17 protein-coding genes and 1 tRNA gene are annotated in these 18,897 nt (G+C 64.8%); 4 read left to right on the top strand and 14 right to left on the bottom strand.

Going from position 1 to position 18,897, the window contains the following annotated elements:
• Nucleotides 1–27: 27 nt before the first annotated feature.
• Nucleotides 28–936 carry a Bax inhibitor-1/YccA family protein gene (locus tag J2805_RS19590; protein WP_309979234.1) on the bottom strand — a complete coding sequence of 303 codons (909 nt, stop codon included), beginning with the start codon at nt 934–936 and terminating at the stop codon, nt 28–30.
• 518 nt (nt 937–1,454) lie between these two features.
• Between J2805_RS19590 and J2805_RS19585 the strand changes: the two genes are divergently transcribed.
• The 4 genes from J2805_RS19585 to J2805_RS19570 are packed head-to-tail and all read left to right on the top strand — an operon-like array spanning nt 1,455 to nt 5,508.
• Nucleotides 1,455–2,738, top strand: coding sequence for a branched-chain amino acid ABC transporter permease (locus J2805_RS19585; protein ID WP_309979232.1), 1,284 nt, complete (start codon nt 1,455–1,457; stop codon nt 2,736–2,738).
• Between the two features lie 9 nt (nt 2,739–2,747).
• Nucleotides 2,748–3,716, top strand: a complete 969-nt coding sequence (locus tag J2805_RS19580) for a branched-chain amino acid ABC transporter permease (protein ID WP_309979230.1) — start codon at nt 2,748–2,750, stop codon at nt 3,714–3,716.
• Nucleotides 3,713–4,741 carry an ABC transporter ATP-binding protein gene (locus tag J2805_RS19575; protein ID WP_309979228.1) on the top strand — a complete coding sequence of 343 codons (1,029 nt, stop codon included), beginning with the start codon at nt 3,713–3,715 and terminating at the stop codon, nt 4,739–4,741. Before J2805_RS19580 ends, J2805_RS19575 begins: the two co-directional genes overlap by 4 nt.
• Nucleotides 4,738–5,508 (top strand): ABC transporter ATP-binding protein, encoded by a 771-nt coding sequence (locus tag J2805_RS19570; RefSeq protein WP_309979226.1) that lies wholly within the window; start codon nt 4,738–4,740, stop codon nt 5,506–5,508. Before J2805_RS19575 ends, J2805_RS19570 begins: the two co-directional genes overlap by 4 nt.
• Nucleotides 5,509–5,710: 202 nt before the next feature.
• Here the strand turns inward: J2805_RS19570 and J2805_RS19565 are convergent, their stop codons facing one another.
• The 13 genes from J2805_RS19565 to J2805_RS19505 form a co-directional block, all read right to left on the bottom strand.
• Nucleotides 5,711–7,060, bottom strand: coding sequence for an ABC transporter substrate-binding protein (locus tag J2805_RS19565; RefSeq protein WP_309979224.1), 1,350 nt, complete (start codon nt 7,058–7,060; stop codon nt 5,711–5,713).
• 247 nt (nt 7,061–7,307) lie between these two features.
• A tRNA-Leu gene (locus J2805_RS19560) sits at nt 7,308–7,381 on the bottom strand.
• 20 nt (nt 7,382–7,401) lie between these two features.
• Entirely contained in the window at nt 7,402–8,346 is a 945-nt protein-coding gene (locus J2805_RS19555) for an N-acetyltransferase (protein WP_309979222.1), read from the bottom strand.
• A gap of 74 nt (nt 8,347–8,420) precedes the next feature.
• Entirely contained in the window at nt 8,421–9,890 is a 1,470-nt protein-coding gene (locus tag J2805_RS19550) for an NAD(P)/FAD-dependent oxidoreductase (RefSeq protein ID WP_309979220.1), read from the bottom strand.
• A gap of 34 nt (nt 9,891–9,924) precedes the next feature.
• Nucleotides 9,925–11,322 (bottom strand): S8 family serine peptidase, encoded by a 1,398-nt coding sequence (locus J2805_RS19545; RefSeq protein WP_309979219.1) that lies wholly within the window; start codon nt 11,320–11,322, stop codon nt 9,925–9,927.
• A 31-nt stretch (nt 11,323–11,353) separates the two neighbouring features.
• Nucleotides 11,354–12,301, bottom strand: a complete 948-nt coding sequence (locus tag J2805_RS19540) for a Ppx/GppA phosphatase family protein (protein ID WP_309979218.1) — start codon at nt 12,299–12,301, stop codon at nt 11,354–11,356.
• Complete coding sequence (locus tag J2805_RS19535) at nt 12,298–13,002, bottom strand: DUF501 domain-containing protein (protein WP_309979387.1); 705 nt, start codon at nt 13,000–13,002, stop codon at nt 12,298–12,300. The genes J2805_RS19540 and J2805_RS19535 overlap by 4 nt, the downstream gene beginning before the upstream one ends.
• A 110-nt stretch (nt 13,003–13,112) precedes the next feature.
• Nucleotides 13,113–13,817, bottom strand: a complete 705-nt coding sequence (locus tag J2805_RS19530; RefSeq protein ID WP_309979217.1) for an FtsB family cell division protein — start codon at nt 13,815–13,817, stop codon at nt 13,113–13,115.
• A 124-nt stretch (nt 13,818–13,941) separates the two neighbouring features.
• Nucleotides 13,942–15,222, bottom strand: a complete 1,281-nt coding sequence (gene eno, locus J2805_RS19525; protein ID WP_309979215.1) for a phosphopyruvate hydratase — start codon at nt 15,220–15,222, stop codon at nt 13,942–13,944.
• A gap of 120 nt (nt 15,223–15,342) precedes the next feature.
• A complete protein-coding gene (locus J2805_RS19520; protein WP_309979385.1) occupies nt 15,343–15,963 on the bottom strand; it encodes a MazG nucleotide pyrophosphohydrolase domain-containing protein in 621 nt (206 codons plus the stop codon).
• A 100-nt stretch (nt 15,964–16,063) separates the two neighbouring features.
• Complete coding sequence (locus J2805_RS19515) at nt 16,064–17,227, bottom strand: adenosine deaminase (protein WP_309979213.1); 1,164 nt, start codon at nt 17,225–17,227, stop codon at nt 16,064–16,066.
• A 69-nt stretch (nt 17,228–17,296) separates the two neighbouring features.
• A complete protein-coding gene (locus J2805_RS19510) occupies nt 17,297–18,052 on the bottom strand; it encodes a DedA family protein (RefSeq protein WP_309979212.1) in 756 nt (251 codons plus the stop codon).
• A gap of 153 nt (nt 18,053–18,205) precedes the next feature.
• A complete protein-coding gene (locus J2805_RS19505) occupies nt 18,206–18,838 on the bottom strand; it encodes a DedA family protein (RefSeq protein WP_309979211.1) in 633 nt (210 codons plus the stop codon).
• Nucleotides 18,839–18,897: the final 59 nt, after the last annotated feature.

Genomic DNA, 18,897 nt, shown 5'->3' with positions numbered 1-18,897 from the left:
AGTACGACGGCGTTTGCCGGCCAGGTCCTAGTCGTCGCCGCGGAGGATCGCCAGCAGGCGGATGATCTCGACGTACAGCCAGACGAGGGTCACGGTGAGGCCGAAGGCCGCGGTCCAGGAGAAGCGTTCCGGGGCTCCGTTGCGGACGCCTTCTTCGATGCTGGTGAAGTCCATGACCAGCGAGAACGCGGCCAGGCCGATCGCCAGGATGCCGATGACAACGCCGATAATTCCGCTGCGCAGGCCGAACGGTTCAGTCGTCAGACCCGTCATCATCATGACCAGGTTCACCACGGAGAACAGGGCATACCCGACCATGGCGATCAGGAAGAACTTCATGGCCTTGGGCGTGGCGCGAACCTTGCCGCTCTTGAACAGCAGCAGGGTCACGGCGAAGACGGACAGCGTGCCGACGACAGCCTGCAGCCCGACGCCCGGGTACATGGTGTCGAGGACGCGGGTGAGTCCGCCGAGGAAGAGGCCTTCCAGCCCGGCGTACGCCAGGATCAGCGCGGGCGAGGGCTGCTTTTTGAATGTGTTGACGAGGGCCAGGACGAAGCCGCCCAGGGCGCCAACGATCATCAGCAGCGAAGCCAGCGGCATGCTCACGAAGAGCGTCACGGCCGCACCGGCCACCAGGACGCCGAGGCAGGCGGCTGTCTTGATGATGACGTCGTCAAAGGTCATCCGCCCGGTTTCGGCCGGGCCGGCTGCCGGCTGGTTGTACATCTGCTGCAGCTGATCATGGGTCATGTTCTGCTGCTGGGCCATCCAGGCGCCCTGCGCGTCCATGACCTGGCCGGGCGCGCGGCCCGGAGCCTGGCCGTACTGCTGACCGTAGGGGTTCTGGCCGTACTGAGCCTGCGGAACAGGCGGTGCCTGGGTGGCTCCACGGAAGTTCTTTCCGTTGAAGATCGGGTTTCCGCCAAGTGCCATTGCGGGTGTCCTCCAAATAAAAGGGGGTGGGTAATGATCCTTATAGTTCAAGGTACCAATTTCCACGTGCGGGCGGCAGGGATAGTTCCCCTGCCGGGCCACCCGAAACTCAACCGTGACATGGCCCATCGCCCCCAAAGACGGTTCCGGCAGGCCAGCCTCACCCGCAAGAGGCCTGGCGACTGTTTAGGGACACGCAGACTCAACAAAAGTTTTCTTAAGCTGAACTGAACGAAGCAGTAGCCCCGGCTTCACGGTTGTTATCCGATCGCGATCTTAGGCGTACCTACACGCGACTTCTTTGGTGTCCGCTGGCTGTAACATAAGCCCAAGCAGGGTGACCAACATCACAAGATATCCGGTTTGTCTACCGCATATTTGGCGCCACGATCGGTTCCCTGTTCCGTTCGCAGTGGTTGTAAAGGCGCAACCCAGACCACCCCCATGTGGAGGTTTTCATTTTGAGAAGCACACCGAGAGGCCTGTCGCACAGACGGCGCGGCGGATTGCTCAAAGCTGTGGGGGCTATATTTGCCGCCGTAGTCGCAATTCTGCTCGTCGTTGCCCCGGCATCGCAGGCCACCACCCCCTCGCCGACACCATCCCCGTCGAACCAGCAGTTCCAGAACAGCATCAGCGGCTTCCTGCGGGACGATGCCCGCGCACCTATCGCTGACGTTACGATCACCGCCAAAAGCGGCGATTTTACCGGGACCGCAAAATCAGGCGCCAACGGCTCCTGGACCATCGGAGTTCCGGTCCAGGGGACCTATGAAGTGGAGCTGGACGAATCCACCCTTCCCGAAGGCATCAAGCTCGCCGACGGCCAGGAAAATCCACGTACCGTCACCTTCAGCCAGACGTCCAATCTCTCCGTGATCTTTGCCTTCGGCAAAGGCATCGTGGTCCAGCAACAGGACTTCGGCCAGAACCTGCTCAACCGGCTCGTCGCCGGCCTCAGCTTCGGCCTGCTGCTGGCGCTGGCCTCGGTGGGGCTGTCGCTGATCTTCGGAACCACAGGGCTCACCAACTTTGCCCATGGTGAAATGGTCACCTTCGGCGCAGTCCTGGTGTTCGCCTTCAATGCCATGAGCCTTCCGTTCTGGTTGGCGATCATCCTGGCCCTGGTGGGCGGCGGCCTGTTTGGTTATGTCCAGGACGCCGGCCTGTGGAAGCCGCTGCGCCGCCGCGGGACCGGCCTGGTGCCGATGATGATCGTCAGCATCGGCCTCGCCCTGGCAGTCCGCTACGTCATCCAGTTCTACTTCGGCGGATCCACTCAGCAGCTGCCGTACGCACAAAGCACCGAGATCCAGATCGGGCCCGTGTCCATCTCGCCCAACAACCTGTGGTCGCTCATCATCAGTGCCGTCGTGATCGCCATCATCGGCATCGTCCTGCTGAAGACCAGGCTGGGCAAGGCAACCCGCGCTGTCGCCGACAATCCTGCCCTCGCGGCAGCCTCCGGCATTGACGTTGACAACGTGATCCGGATTGTCTGGGTCGCCGGCGGAATGCTGGCATCCCTGGGCGGCATCCTGTGGGCCTACTACCGGCCGGGCGTTACGTTCGACATGGGTTCGCAGATCCTGCTGCTCATCTTCGCCGGCGTGACCCTTGGCGGCCTTGGCACAGTATTCGGGGCGCTCATCGGTTCCGTCATCGTCGGCATCTTCGTGGAGCTGACCACCGTGTTCGGCCTCGCCGCCGACCTCAAGTATGTGGGAGCACTGTTCATCATGATTGTTGTCCTCTTGTTCCGGCCGCAGGGCATCCTTGGCCGTCGCGAGCGCGTGGGTTAGGAGACAGCCATGGACTTCGGATTTATTTTTTCCAGCGCTGCCGGTGAACTGTTCAGCCCGACGACGGCGGCGTACGCGCTTGCCGCACTCGGCCTCGCCGTTCACTTCGGCTACTCCGGCCTGCTGAACTTCGGCCAGGCCGGCTTTATGGCGGTGGGCGCCTACGGCTTCGCCATCTCCACGCTGACCTTCGGCGTGCCATTCTTCCTCGGCCTGCTCATCGCCGTCATCTGTTCGGCGATTTTCGCGCTGCTGCTGGGTATCCCAACCCTGCGGCTGCGGGCTGACTACTTGGCCATCGTCACCATCGCCGCGGCGGAAATCGTCCGCTACATCGTCACCACCAACCAGCTGACCTCCGTGACGGGTTCCGCCAACGGCCTTGCCGCCTTCGAAGGCGGATTCTATGCCATGAACCCGTTCCCCGAGGGCTCCTACTTCGGCATGAACAACAGGGACTTCTTCATCCGCGCAGTCGGCTGGGGACTTGTGATCGTCTGCTGCACGCTTGTGTGGCTCCTGATGCGGAGCCCGTGGGGACGCGTCCTGAAGGGCATCCGCGAGGACGAGAACGCTGTCCGCTCGCTCGGCAAGAACGTGTACGCCTACAAGATGCAGGCGCTGGTCATCGGCGGCGTCCTCGGCGCCCTGGCCGGCATGATCTTCACGCTTCCCCGCGGCGCTGTCCAACCGGCCAACTACGGTACCGAGCTGACGTTCTTCCTTTACACCTGCCTGCTGCTGGGCGGTCTCGGGACCGTGCTGGGCCCGGTGGTTGGTGCCATGATTTTCTGGGTGGTGCTCTCACTCACCCAAGGCATCCTCTACGGCCTGATCGAATCCGGCGCCGTGACCTGGCTGAACACCGTCCAGGCCGGCCAGCTGCGCTACATCCTCGTGGGTGTGGCCCTGATGCTGCTGATGATCTTCAGGCCCCAGGGCGTCTTCGGCAATAAGAAGGAGCTGGCATTCGCATGAGCGAACAACTCAATGTGCCAACACAAGGCAATACCGAAAAGATCGACTACATGACGGACTCCCGGCCGATCGCTGCCGGAGAAACGGCTCCGGGCTGCAAGAAGCGGGACCCCATCGTCGTCGCCGAAAACGTGACCCGCAGCTTCGGCGGCATCAACGCCGTCGACGTCGAGTACCTCGAGATTCCCCGCCATAAGATCACCGCGCTGATCGGACCGAACGGCGCAGGCAAAACCACGCTGTTCAACCTCCTCACCGGATTCGATACGCCGAACTCGGGCAAGTGGCAGTTCGAAGGCAACAGCCTCGCCGGCGTCTCCCCCTACAAGGTGGCCCGGATGGGGATGGTCCGCACGTTCCAGCTGACCAAGGTCATGGGCAAGCTCACCGTGATGGAAAACATGCGGCTGGGCGGCGCGGAACAGCCCGGTGAGCGTCTCTCCAAGGCCCTGTTCAAGGGCCTGTGGGGCGGCCGGGAAAAGGAGATCACCGCCCAGGCCAATATCCTGCTGGAGAAGTTCAAGCTGGACGTGAAGAAGGACGACTACGCGGCGTCGCTGTCCGGAGGCCAGCGCAAGCTCCTCGAAATGGCACGTTCGCTGATGGTCCGGCCCAAGCTGGTCATGCTCGACGAGCCCATGGCAGGCGTAAACCCGGCGCTGACCCAGTCCCTCCTGGACCACATCAAGAACCTCAAGGCGGAAGGCATGACGGTGCTTTTCGTGGAGCACGACATGAACATGGTGCGCCACATTGCCGACTGGGTGGTGGTCATGGCCGAAGGCAAGATCGTTGCCGAGGGCCCGCCGGTCGAAGTGATGAAGAACCCCGCGGTCATTGACGCCTACCTGGGCGCTCACCACGATGTCGACCTGGGCGACGCTGAAGGCATCAAGGAGCTGGCGGCCGAACTGGTAGCCGACGAGGAGTCCATCGTCGGTACCGAAGACGCCGGCATCATCGCCGTCGACGTCGTCGCCGCAGAGCAGGACGCGACCGAACCCAGGAAGAAGGAGACCGAATGAGTGCCACCAGCCCGGCAGCGTCCGCCACACCGGCCGCAGCGGAACAAGCGGTCGTCAAGGTCACCGACCTGGTGGCGGGCTACATCCCCGGCGTCAACATCCTCAATGGCTGCAGCATTGAAGCCCGCAAGGGCGAACTGATCGGCATCATTGGTCCCAACGGCGCCGGCAAGTCCACGCTGCTGAAGGCGATGTTCGGCCTGGTGAAGGTGCACTCGGGCTCCGTCGTAGTCCGGGGCCAGGACATCACCGGCCTCAAGGCCAACAAGCTGGTGTCCAAGGGGGTAGGTTTCGTCCCGCAGAACAACAACGTGTTCGCCACCCTGACCATCGAGGAGAACATGCAGATGGGCATGTTCCAGCGGCCCAAGGACTTCGCCGAACGGTTCGACTTCGTCTCCAGCCTGTTCCCTGAGCTCGGCAAGCGCCGCGCCCAGCGGGCCGGCTCCCTGTCCGGCGGTGAACGCCAAATGGTGGCCATGGGACGTGCCCTGATGATGGAACCCGCCGTACTGCTGCTCGATGAGCCGTCCGCCGGCCTCTCCCCCGTCAAACAGGACGAGACGTTCCTGCGGGTCCACGAGATCAACCGGGCGGGCGTTTCAGTGATCATGGTGGAGCAGAACGCCCGCCGCTGCCTGCAGATCTGCGACCGGGCCTACGTTTTGGACCAGGGCAAGGACGCGTACACGGGCACCGGCCGGGAGCTCATGAAGGACCCCAAGGTCATCCAGCTGTACCTCGGCACCCTGGCTGACGAAGTCTAGGCACCGTCCACACAGCAGGCCCGCATAGCAGGCCTGGAAGGGCCGTCACCGCCAGGTGGCGGCCCTTCTGCATGCCGTGTGCGCCGCACCCCCGGCGAGGTGCACACGGCAGCCACGGGGCCCTTACGTCGCGTGTCACCCCGGGCAACAGAAAGCCCCCGTCCGGCTGGACGGGGGCTTTCGTGCTATCTAAGGGAAGCGGCTACAGCTTGCCGAATTCTTCCTTGGACGGCTTGTAGGTGTTGTCGTCCTGGTACTCGTAGATGCCGATGTAGGCTTCCGTCGGGTCACCGGCGTCGGAGAAGGTCACCGGACCGGACTGGCCGTCGTAGTCAATGTCCTTGCCGTTGCGGAGCAGCGTGACGCAGGATGCGTAGTCGTTGCACTTCTCACCGGCTTCGGAGACCGCCTTGAGCTGCTTGGCGATGTCGGTGCCCTTGGTGCTCTTGGCTGCCTCGGCTGCAAGTGCGATCAGGTTGACGGCGTCGTAGGACTCGCCTGCGTAGCTGTAGTCCTTCAGGGCCGGGTCAATGGCCAGCAGCTTCTTCTTGAAGTCATCCTTGGCGAACGTGCCCGGAATGGTTCCCTGGGCGCCCTTCAGCGTGCCGGCCTGGAAGTCCTTGCTGTAGTCCGACGTGTTGCCGTCCACCATGAACATCTGGGTCGCCTTGACACCCTTGCCGGTCATCAGGGGAACGATGCTCTTGGCCTGGTCGAAGGTGATCAGCGCAATGGCATCGGGCTTGGCCGCGAGGACCTTGTCCACCTGGCTGCTGAACTGCGAGTCGCCTTCATTGAAGAGTTCCTCGGCAACAACCTTGCCGCCGGCGGCTTCAAAAGCTTCCTTGACGTTCTTGGCCAGACCGGTGCCGTAGGCATCGTTCAGGACGATCATGCCCACAGTCTGCGCACCACACGTGGCCATGTAGTTGCCGAGGACCTTGCCCTGGAGGACGTCCGAAGGAGCCGTACGCCAGTAGAGGCCCTTGTCATCCCAGGTGGTGAAGTCCGGCGACGTGTTTGCCGGCGAGAACTGGATGACGCCGGCACCGGTGATCTGGTTAATGACGGTCTTGGAAACACCCGATGAAGCAGCGCCAACGATCGCGCTGACGCCGCTGCCCAGCAGGGCCGTGGTGGACTGCGTGGCGATGTCCGTCTTGGTATCGCCGGAGTCGCGGTGGATCACCTCAACGGGCTTGCCTAGTACGCCGCCCGCGTCATTGACTTCCTTGATGCCAAGGTTGACACCTGCAATTTCGGGCGGGCCGAGGAACGCCAGCGACCCCGTTGTCGGCAGGAGCGAACCAATCTTGAGCGGTGTTTCGGTTGTTGTGGTCGAGGCGGGCACCGAGCCGCCCGCGCCCGGTGCGGTGGTGCTGCCGGCTGTGGCGCTGGGTGCGGGGCAGGCAATGCCAGAGGCTGCCGGGGTAGTGGTGCCTGTCTGACTCGGGGTGGACGAGCCGCCACAGGCCGTAGCCAGAAGGGCGACGCCGATGCTAAGCGCTGTGAGCTTAGCGACTCGGGGCGCCGCCTGGGGGAGTGAAATCATTGAGAGTCTCCTCGATCGAAAGGTGCGAACGGCCTTTGATGCGAATTACCAGGTGTTCCTGATTTAAATTCAAGCTAGTGCAATTTTCCCGCGAACATAAGTGACTATGGTCACATCCTTATAACAGTCGTTGCATATGGGAAACCACGGTCCGGAGGCGGGGAGAACACGGCATGGCGGCGGGAAGGAGCGCCTTGACCAGGCCGGAAAAGGACGCGCGGAAGGACGTCGCGTCGAAAGCGGAAAGTACCCCAGGTGGGACTCGAACCCACAACACGCGGATTTTAAGTCCGCTGCCTCTGCCAATTGGGCTACTGGGGCGCCCGGTCAATGGTATCCCGTCAGAGCCGTTCGAAGGGCCCGGCATACCGAAACCTTCCGTGGACGCCTCCTGGCCACACAGCCAGCGGGAGCAGCTGGAAGTGATCGCCCCACCCGGCCTCAGGTGGTTCGATGCCCAGCGAGACCGAGGGAACGAACCCGAACCGGGAGTAGTAGTCCGGACCGCCCAGCAAGGCAATCCCCCTCTCCCCCGCAGCATTGGCCCGTGTCACGGTTTCCTGCATGAGTGCGGTGCCGATGCCGTGGCGCTGCAGCCGCGGCACCACCCCGATGGGGCCAAGCCCCAGCAGCTCCAGGTCGCCCACCCAGCCCCGGGTGCTGATGACATGGCCCACCACTTCCCCGTCCTGTTCGGCAACGATACTGAACTGGGGCAGGTACTCCTCGCAATCGAAGAGCTCCTTCAGCAATCCGACTTCAACGGGCTCACCGTCGACGGGAAGCCCGGTTGCCGGCGATACCGAGAAAGCCGCCGCGGTCAGCTCCAGGATGGCCGGCCTGTCCTCCGGCCGCTCGCTGCGCAGGACCAGTTCGGGCGCGGGCTGGTCCGAGCTTTCGGCCGCGAGTTCGTGGAGTATTTCCAGGGCGCGGTCTGCGTCCGCCACCGGAACCAGGAGGTGGTCGTGGTGGAATCCGGCGAGGACGTTGCAGCTGATGCGGGCGTCCGTGAGCGCCGCACTCACTGCCGCCGTGAGACCGATGGCTTCGAGCGACGAATGGACCTCGAGCGTGATCCACGCGGCAACAAAATCGTAGGGAAGCTCCAGCTTGTCCGCTTCGGCACGCGGCAGCACCACCGTGAGGCCTTCCGCTTCGCGGACGGCGGCTTCGATGCCGGCAACAAGGGGCCTGCCGTAGGGCCAGAGCGCGTAGACGTACTCGCCTTCCCGAAGGACGGGGCGGATTGATGCCAAGAGGGTGCGGATGTCCTTTTCACCAGTCATTGGCCCATTAAACAACAGCGGCGGCCGTTCCCCCGGGGGAACGGCCGCCGCTGTTGTTTAATAGGCCTGGCCTGCTACTTGGTGTCAGCCGACACGGTCTGCTTCTGCGGGCTGGTGATTCCGGCGCTGCCGGACTCTGCCGGCTTTTCAGCGGCCGGTACTGCAGCCGGCTTGGGCGCCGGAGTGGCTGCTGCGACGAACGCGCCACGCGGGTTGTCCAGGTCGATCAGCTGGGTAGTGTCGCGGCCCATGATGAAGGCGAGGATCCAGCCGAAGATTACCCGGATCTTGCGCTCAACGGTGGGCATGGCCAGGCCGTGGTAGCCACGGTGGGCCAGCCAGGCCAGTGGGCCCTTGAGGCCGATGCGGCCCAGGAGGTTGATGTTGGCAACGCCCTTCCATTCGCCGAAGCCGGCAACGGCGCCCAGATTCTTGTGCTTGTAGTCCTTGAGCTCCTTGTCCCAGCGGGAGGCCCACAGGTTCTTCGCGAGGCGCTTGGCCTGGCGAAGGGCGTGCTGGGCGTTCGGTACGCAGGTACCGTCCGGCAGTCCGCTGCCCGTGAGGTCCGGAACGGCCGCGACGTCGCCGGCAGCCCAGGCATTCTCGATGATGCCTTCGTCACCTGCGACGCGCAGGTCCGGAAGGACACGGACGCGTCCGCGCGGCTCGAGCGGGAAGTCGGTGGAGCGGACCATCGGGTTGGCCTGCACGCCGGCAGTCCAGACGAGGGTGTCCGCTTCGAATTCCTGGGCCGGGGTCTTGTCCGGAAGGTTGATGAGCTTCAGCGAGCCCTCAGCGTTGTCCAGCGAGGTGTTCAGCAGCACCTCGATGCCGCGGCTGCGCAGGTGCTCCACAACCCAGTCGGCCTGCTTGGCCGTGACCTCGGGCATGATGCGGCCCATGGCTTCAACGAGGACGAAGCGGACTTCCTCCTGCTTGACGCGGGGGTTGTTCTTGACCGCCGCGCGGGCCAGGTCTTCCATCTCGGTGATGCATTCGATGCCGGCAAAGCCGCCGCCGACCACCACGAAGGTGAGGGCACGGGCGCGTGCTGCGGGATCGGTAATCGTGGAACCGGCTTCGATCCGCTCGAGGACCTTGTTGCGAAGGGCAACGGCTTCCTCGATGGTCTTGAGGCCGATGCCCTTGTCCGCCAGGCCCTTGATGGGGAAGGTGCGGGTAATGGCGCCTGCGGCCATGACGACGTCGAAGTACGGCACCTCAAAGTTCGGACCGCCGTCGGCCGGGGCAACCACGGCTGTCCGGTTAGCGTGGTCGATCGAGGTGACCCGGCCCTGGATGAGTTCCGTCTGCTTCAGGTGCTGGCGGTGGGAGACGACAGCGTGGCGCGCCTCGATGTTTCCGCCGGCCACTTCCGGCAGGAAGGGCTGGTAAGTCATGTAGGGCAGCGGATCAACGACGGTGACGATGCCACCGGCATTCGCGATCTTGTTCTGCAGTTTGAGGGCTACGTACAGGCCGACGTACCCGCCGCCGACGACGAGTACCCTGGGACGGTCCTGGAGCTGTGGGGTTGTTGCCATGATTTAAGAATACAGTAGTTTGTGAAAATCTTCACTAACTTGTCTCGGACCCGTTACGTCCGCTGGAGTCCACCGTGTCCAGCACTCCGGATTCGGCCTCGTCACTCAGGCCGCGCGGGTTCCGGGATGCCCTTCGGAGCTGGAAGGCGGCACCCGCGACGATGCCCACGAACAGCAGTCCGAAGCCGATCACCACCATCGCGGGCACTGCACTGTCCAGCCGGGACGGGGCCTCCGCCACAGGTATCGTGGCGGCGGGCAGTGTGGGCGGCGCACTCGTGGGACTGTCGCCCGGCGCTGCGGCGGGCGTGCTCGCAGCGGCCTCGCCGCGGCGGTGGACCCTGATCCAGTCGGCCACGGTGCCGAGCGGATTCACTTTTGCTTCGGGCACGTCGTCCTTCAGCGCCCCCTCGGCGTTGAGCACGCCAAATCCGTAGATGGGGTCCTTGCCCGGCGCGCCGGCGTCCTTGGCCGTGGTAATAATCCGGTTGATGACCTGGCTGGCTGTCATCTCCGGCCACTTGGAGCGGATCAAGGCCGCCACGCCGGACACTATGGGCGTGGACCCGGAGGTGCCGGCCCATTCTGCATAACCGTCGCCGGGCATCCCGCCGATCAGGTTTTCCGCCGGCGCGGCCACGCCGATGCTGATGCCCTGGGATGAGGCGTCCACACTGGCATTGCCCTTGCGGTCCAGCCCGGCGACAGTCAGGACACCCGGAATCGTTGCCGGGGCGCCCACCTGCACGTTGCCGCCCACGCGGTTGCCCGCCGCGGCCACGATCACAACGTCCTTTTGTTCAGCGTAGAGAAACGCTGCGTCCCAGCTCTGCGGCCATTCAGGCGATGTGCTGCCCAGGGAAATGTTGATCACGCGTGCGCCATTGTCCACGGCCCAGCGGACAGCGGCAGGAATCTGTTCCTGATCGGTCTTTCCGCCTGGATTCGCGGAGCCCAGCCACGTGGAAACCGAGAGGATCTGCGCTTCGGGGGCGACGCCCACTATGCCGTCCGGGCCGGGAGCCGGTGCGGCGCCGGGGGTGGGACTGGCTGTGGACTTCGGCGGCTGGTGGCCGCGGCCGGCCAGCATTGTGGCCACCAGCGTGCCGTGTTCAGGTTTCGACCCGATGCTCTTCTGCCCGTCGGCGCTGCCGGCCCCGGAGGCATCACTGCCGCCCACAACCACGCCTTTCAGGTCCGGGTGCTTGGCATCCACGCCGCTGTCGATGACCGCGACCTTGACGTTGGCGCCCTTGGAGACCTCCCACGCCTTGGTGATGCCTGATTCGGACAGCCAGTATTGCTTGTCCCGCCACGAATCGGCCCGGGCTTCCGGCGCAGCGATCAGCGACGTCGCCAAGCTGCCTGCGGCAAGGGCCATCGCAGTCACGGCGGAAGCCGTCCGGCCCCAGCGGGTTGTTGCTCTGGTCATTCGGGTCCAATCGGCTCTACAGGCGAAGTCATTAGCTGATGCTCAGGGCAATTCCGTCGAGAATATCGTGCTCGCTGGCCACCGCCGAAGTGATCCTGCCGTCCGTTACGTCGGCCAGGCGTTCCAAAATCCGGCGCCAGACCAGTCCGCCGGCACCGATGACGTCCACCCGGCCGGGGTGCATATACGGCAGTCCGGCACGATGGGCCTTGGACATCTCCAGGAGGTCGGTGCAGGCTTCGCCAAAAGTGCCGAGGGGAAGCTCCGTACCGTGAATGGCGGCCGGCGAGTATTCCGGCAGCCGGAGCGCGTGGGCCGTAATGGTGGTGACAGACCCCGCCACACCCACCACGACGGCGGTGCGGTCCAGCGGAACGGTCCGTCCGGCCTCGCTGATGGCGGCGTCGACGTCGGCCTCCGCCGCAGCGATCTGCTCCGGCGACGGCGGGTCGCTGCGAAGGTGCCGTTCCGTCATCCGGACACAGCCGACATCCACAGATTTGGCGGCGATGACGCCGCTGGCGTCGCCGAGGACAAATTCGGTGCTTCCGCCGCCAAGGTCCACCACGAGCACAGGGTCGGAACCCCGGGACGGGAGGACACTGCTGGCACCGGCGAAGGAGAGCGCCGCCTCTTCGTCGCCCGTAATAACTTCAGGTTCCACGCCGAGGATCTCGCGGATGCCGTCCACGAACACCTTCCGGTTACGGGCGTCGCGGGTCGCGGACGTGGCAACGAAGCGGACCTTTCCGGCCCCGTGCTCACGGATGAGCCCGGCGTAATCGGATGTTGCGGCAAAGGTCCGTTCGAGTGCCTCCTGCGCCAGTTCGCCGGTTGCGTCCACGCCCTGGCCCAGCCGGACCACGCGCATTTCACGCACGACGTCGGTGAGCTGGGCACCGCTCCCGTTCCCGTTCACGTCCGCGATCAGGAGCCGGATGGAGTTCGTTCCGCAGTCGATGGCGGCAACTCGGGTCACTGGGCGGCCTCCGTGGATTCTTCGGTATTATCTTCGGCGTGCTCTTCTGCGTGCCGCTGCGTCTTGCGCACCGGCGCAGGACGGCCCACGATGTCGGGGAGCCCCTGCGGCCCGTGGCGGCTGAGGTCCTTTGAAGGCGCCTCTCCCCCGGTGTCCCAGGCGCCGTCGCAATAGCAGCGGTCCGCTGTCCACCATTCACTGATGGCGGCAATGGCCTCATCGCCCAGCGGGTTGACTCCGGGGCCGGCTGCGAGGGAATGGCCCACCAGGACGTGGAGGCACTTCACGCGGGTTGGCATCCCACCGGCGGATACGCCGTCAATTTCGGGGACGGCGCCTATGCCTGACCGCTCGCCTATCTCTGCCCGGGAAACGAGGTACGCCTCGTGTGCCGAACGATAGTCCGCAGCGAGGCGGGAGTCTTCGGCAAGGCGCTCGTTCATCCGGTTCATCAGGCCGGCGGCCTCGAGGCGGGAAACAGCGGACGTGACCACCGGATGGGTCAAGTAGAACGTGGTGGGGAACGGCGTTCCGTTGCTGAGCCGCGGTGACGTCGCCGCGACCAGGGGGTTTCCGCAGACGCAGCGGGCCGGGATCTCAACGACGTCGCGGACCGGACGCCCCAACTGGCGGCTCAGGACGTCCAGGTCCCGGGCAGACGGGTGGCTGGGAGCCGGCGCGTTTGCGGCGTCTTCCGTCACGGGTTTCCCGTCCAGGGCATTGTCGCCCACTGCATGCTGGTCCACTGGCGCGGCCGCCTTCCTGCCCTTAGGAGGCTGCCCCGTGGGACAGCCGGCGGAGGGCACCGCCTCTAGTCTGTTGCCGAACGCCTGATGGACTCCCAAAGCGAGTCCACCCATGGCAGGTTGGCCGGGTCCTCTGCTGATCCTGCGCCGGACTGGCCACTGGCGGTCCCGGCCGGCAGATCGCTGCCAAACACCCAGTAGCCGGTTTCTCCCGGCATAACCATGTTAATGCGGTCGCGGGCCTGCTGTTTCACGTAGTTGGGATCCTGCCAGCGGGAGACCTGGAGTTTAAGGTTGTCCCGTTCGGCCTCCCGTGCCGCGATATCCGCCTCCAGCGCGGCAATCTCGGCCCGTTTGTCGATGAAGATCTTGACCGTGGGGGCAAGCATGATGGTGATGGCAATCATGACCACTGCCAAGGCAAGCATCCGGCCGGAAAAAGCCTTGGCGGGGACGGGATCCTGGGTGTCCCCTGCGTTTTTTCCGGACGCCCGGGTGGGCTGGCCGAGAGCCTGGCTGCCGGACGGACGGCCAGCGGCCTGCTTGCCGGCGGCAACCCCGGCTTTGACCGAGGCCCCCAAACGGCTTGCAGTGGTGCTTTTGCCGGGTGCACCGGCCGGCTTGGTCCCGGCGGCGGGCTTGGCCTCGGCTGCGGGCAGGTGCCGCGTCGCGCCGAAGTCCGCGCGGATGACTTCAGCGCCGTCGTCGGCGTCCTTGGACTGACGCACCGCGGGCGTAGCCCGGGGAACCTTGGGACGGCGGGTGGCCATGACACTCCTGTAATGAATGGTCCGTGCTGTGCTCAGCTCTGGCCGCAAACCGGTCCTTGGCACAAACAGAACCGGTGGCCATGGTCTTTCAACCATAGCCACCGGTCAGCTGTTTTTTTGGAGGCTAGCCCTTGAAACGCGGGAATGCGCTGCGTCCGGCGTAGCGTGCGGCGTCGTCGAGTTCCTCTTCGATGCGCAGCAGCTGGTTGTACTTGGCAACACGCTCGGAGCGCGCCGGGGCACCGGTCTTGATCTGGCCCGCGTTGGTGGCAACGGAGATGTCAGCAATGGTGGTGTCCTCGGTTTCGCCGGAGCGGTGCGAGGTGATGGTGGTGTAGCCGGCACGCTGGGCCAGGGACACGGCGTCCAGCGTCTCCGTCAGGGAGCCGATCTGGTTGACCTTCACCAGCAGCGAGTTGGCGGTCTTGGTGTCGATGCCGCGCTGCAGGATGGACGGGTTGGTGACGAAGAGGTCATCGCCAACGAGCTGGACCTTGTCACCGATGGTGTCGGTGAGGGTCTTCCAGCCTTCCCAGTCGTTTTCATCCAGCGGGTCCTCGATGGAAACCAGCGGGTAGTCGGCCACGAGCTCGGCGTAGTACGCGCTCATCTCGGTGGCGGAAAGTGCCTTGCCTTCGAACTGGTAGGCGCCGTCCGTGAAGAACTCGGAAGAGGCGACGTCCAGTGCCAGGGCGATGTCCTTGCCCGGGGTGTAGCCGGCGTTCTTGATGGCTTCCTGGATCAGGTCCAGGGCCGCACGGTTGGAGGGCAGGTTCGGAGCGAAGCCGCCCTCGTCGCCGAGGCCGGTGGAGAGGCCCTTGGCCTGCAGGACCGACTTGAGGTTGTGGTAGACCTCAACGCCCCAGCGCAGGCCTTCGGAGAAGGTCTCGGCGCCGATCGGGACAATCATGAACTCCTGGATGTCCACGTCGGAGTCGGCGTGCGAGCCGCCGTTGAGGATGTTCATCAGCGGTACCGGGAGGACGTGCGCGTTGGGGCCGCCGAGGTACTTGTACAGCGGCAGGTCAGCGGAAGCTGCGGCGGCGTTGGCCACGGCCAGGGATACACCCAGGATGGCATTGGCGCCGAGCTTGCCCTTGTTGGCGGTGCCGTCCAGGTCGATCATGGCCTGGTCGATGCTGCGCTGGTCAGTGGCATCGAAGCCGGTCAGGGCCGGAGCGATCTGGTCGATGACGGCGTCAACGGCCTTCTGGACACCCTTGCCGAGGTAGCGTCCCTTGTCTCCGTCGCGGAGTTCAACGGCCTCGTGCTCGCCGGTGGAAGCACCGGAGGGAACTGCCGCGCGGCCGATCTGGCCGTCGGACAGCAGAACTTCAACTTCTACGGTCGGGTTGCCACGGGAATCGAGGATCTCGCGGGCGTGGATGGCATCGATAAGCGCCATGAATATGCTCCTTATGGGCAATCTACTGGGGAACTGTAGCGGAAAGACTCGACGTCCTCGTCAGGGACTAGCGTAGTCGAGAGTGGTGCACGTTACGGAAACCTATCCAGCCCACGGACGTCATGATCCCGTCCGGGGTGTATCGGGCTGAATAAGGCGGTGGCTGTCCTGGTACCGGCGGATGGCCCCGCGGAGGGCGCGTTCGGCGTCGAAATCCCTGGTTCGGGCGGCGGCGACGAGCCCGAGGAGGAGCTCGCCGAGCTCATCCTCGGAGGCCATGCCCTCGACAAGATCACCTGCTGCTGTGATCGGCGGGGCGGCCGTGATGCCCGCCCGCTCGGCCCGGTCCAGTGACTTTTGGGCCCGGGCGAGGGCCGGAAGCGCCTGCGGAATCCCTTCGAAAGGATCCCCGCGTTCCGGCTTCTCGGCCCGTTTGATCGAGTCCCACTTGCGGACGATCTCCTCCACGCTGGCCGGGAAGCTGTCCTGCAGCGAGCCATCCGGCCGGAACACGTGCGGATTCCTGCGGACCAGCTTCTCCTCAAGCCCTTGGACAACGTCGTCGAAGCCGAAGCTTCCACGTTCCTCTGCCAGGCGGGCATGCAGCACCACCTGGAGCAGGACATCGCCCAGTTCAGCGCGGAGTTCTGCCTCGTCGGCGCCGGTTTCGATTGTTTCGGCCACCTCAAAGGCCTCCTCAAGGAGGTACTCCACCAGGGACTCGTGGGTCAGTGCACCCATCCAGGGGCAGTGCTCCCGGAGGGCGGCTATCTTCCCCAGCAGCTCCCCCACCTCGAGTGCCCGGCCAGGGACCCCGGCGGCAACCGGGCCCGAACCGTCTTTAGGCAAGGTTGGCGTAGGCGTCGTTGATGTACTCAACGAGGGCTTCCTTTTCCTCCAGCGGCAGGAAGGCAGCCTCGGCAGCGTTGAGCGTCAGCTCCAGGAGGTCGTCAAGATCGTAGTCGAAGGTCTCCACGAGCAGTTCGAACTCGTCGGTGAGGGTCACGCCGCTCATCAGCCGGTTGTCCGTGTTGATGGTGACGTTGAAGCCGATCTGGTACAGCATGTCCAGCGGGTGGCTTTCAATGCCCTCTCCGAAGCCTGCGATGGCGCCGGTCTGCAGGTTGGAGGACGGGCAGATCTCCAGGGCGATGCCGCGGTCCCGGACCCAGCTGGCCAGCTCGCCAAGGGTCACCATGCCGATGTTGTCGTCGGCTTCGTCTGCGTCGCTGCCTTCAACGGCGGAGTCTTCGTCGTCGAATTCAACCGTGATGTCCTCGGCGATGCGCACCCCGTGGCCCAGACGAAGGGCACGGCCGTCAACAAGGGCGGACTGGATGCTTTCCAGTCCGGCGGCTTCGCCGGCGTGGACCGTGGCCGGGAAATTGTGCTGGGCCAGGTATGTGAAGGCATCGCGGAAGCGGGCCGGCAGGAAGCCGTCCTCGGCTCCGGCAATGTCGAAGCCCACGGCGCCGTTGTTGCGGTGGCGGACTGCCAGTTCGGCAATTTCCTGGCCGCGGTCCGCATGGCGCATGGCCGTGATGAGCTGGCCCACCTGGATTTCCCGGCCGGTTTCGGCGACGGCGTCCACGCCGGCGTCCAGCCCGGCCTGGATGGCTTCGACCGCTTCGTCCAGGGTCAGCCCCTTCTGCAGGTGCTGCTCCGGCGCCCAGCGCACTTCGCCGTACACCACGCCGTCGTCGGCAAGGTCCTCAACGAATTCCTGGGCCACCCGGAAGAGACCCTCTTTGGTCTGCATCACGGCGATGGTGTGGTCGAAGGTCTCGAGGTAGCGGACCAGCGAGCCGGAGTCGGCGGATTCGCGGAACCATTCCCCCAGCGCCACCGGATCGGTGGAGGGCAGGGTGTGTCCAACGGCTTCCGCCAGTTCGATGATGGTGGCCGGGCGCAGGCCGCCGTCCAGGTGGTCGTGCAGGGATACCTTGGGGAGGCTCTTGAGGTCGAAGTCGATGGCAGGGGCAGCGTCAAGAATAGGCTCAGTCACGGTTCCCACCTTAGGGTCGGACGGCGTCCGGCGCCACCCGGTAAGCGGCCGCTTTGGCGCGGCCGTGGTTCAGCGGCCCGTTTCCACTTCGGCGACGGCGGCCACGGTCACCGGGGCGACGTCGACGACGGCGTCCCGCTCGGGACGCGCGGCCTCTTCCGGGGCAGCGTGCTTGCCGGTTCCGCCGTCCAGCCACTCGTCCACGACTTCGGCGTCATGCCGTCCGAGCCGCTTGTGCCACCAACGCAGCAGGTGGTCGATGATGATTCCGAGGATGATGGCGAACACCACGGCAATGCCGGCGCCGAGCAGCGGATTGTCATGCAGCAGGGGGAAGGAACTGGCCAGCAGGCCTATCCCGATCGAGTAACCCACCCAGGTCACGCACGCAAAGGCGTCCAGGATGAAGAACCTGCGGTGCGGGAAGGCAGTGGTGCCGGCAACGTAGTTGACGGCCACACGGCCCCAAGGGATGTACCGGGCGGTGAAGATCAGGACGGCACCGCGCTTTTCCAGCTCGTAGTGGGCCCACGCGAAGACTTTCTGGACCTTGGGTTTGCGCATCCAGCGCCACCGTTCCAGCCCGATTCTCCGGCCCAGCATGTACGCCATGTTGTCGCCGGCAATGGCGCCGACCAGCGCGGTGGCGCCGAGAATCCATAGGTTGGGTTCGCCGCTCTGGCGGGAGAACGCAGCGAGGGCGACGATGAGCGTTTCGCTGGGTACCACCATCGCGAAACCGTCAACGAAAAAGAACACCAGCAGGATGGGATAGATCCACCATTGGCCTGCGGCATGGAGCACTGCCTCATTGATAAATTCCACGCGGGGCCCTGCTCCTATGAAGTGATGGAAATCCTATTTAGTGTCGCATGGCAGAAGCATGATTCGCTACGCTCCTGGCGGAGAAAAACAATTCATTGGAGGCTCCCCCCGGGCCGGCGCGTGCCGCTCCCTGACCCGCTGAACGGGCCTTCGCTAACGACCTGATGCGGGCTCCTCCGCCGGTTCCTCGGGGAGCCGGCCACGCAAGCGGCTGATCAGGATGTCCACGATGATCCCGAGCAGGATGGCGCAGACAATGGCAATGGTGGCGCCCAGCAGGTGGTTGTCCTCGAACCACTGCCCGAAGAACAGCCCGATCGCTACGGAATACGAGGACCACAGGGCTGCGGACAATACCGTCAGCCCCACGAACCGCAGGTGCGGAAAGTGCGTGGCCCCGGCCGTGAGGTTCACCGCCACCCGGCCAATCGGAACGAAACGGGCCACGAGCACCAGGGACGCCGGCCGCTTCCTGAGTTCATTCCCGGCCCAGTGAAAGGCAGTTTGCATTCGTTTTCCGCGCATCCACCGCCAGCGCCGCGTGCCTACCCGGCGTCCGATCAGGTAGGCGATGTTGTCACCGCCGAATGCGCCCAGCGCCGCCATAAGCATCAGCAGCCAGGGGTTGGGGACATCGGCGGTTGCTGCCACGGCGGCCAGGCCCACGACCACGGACTCGCTGGGGATCGGCGGGAAGAACCCGTCTATCACGCAGCAGGCCAGCACCAGCAGGAGGACCCAGGGCTGCCCGGCTGCCGCAAGAATAAAGTCGTTGATAGCCTGCACAGTTTCCTAACGGCCGGGGCGCCCCGTTTTCTCCCCGGCCGTTTCCATTGGCGGCAGCC

It is taken from the genome of Arthrobacter oryzae, assembly GCF_031454875.1.
Taxonomy (GTDB): domain Bacteria; phylum Actinomycetota; class Actinomycetes; order Actinomycetales; family Micrococcaceae; genus Arthrobacter; species Arthrobacter oryzae_D.
This window is presented reverse-complemented; position numbering and strand designations above follow the sequence as displayed.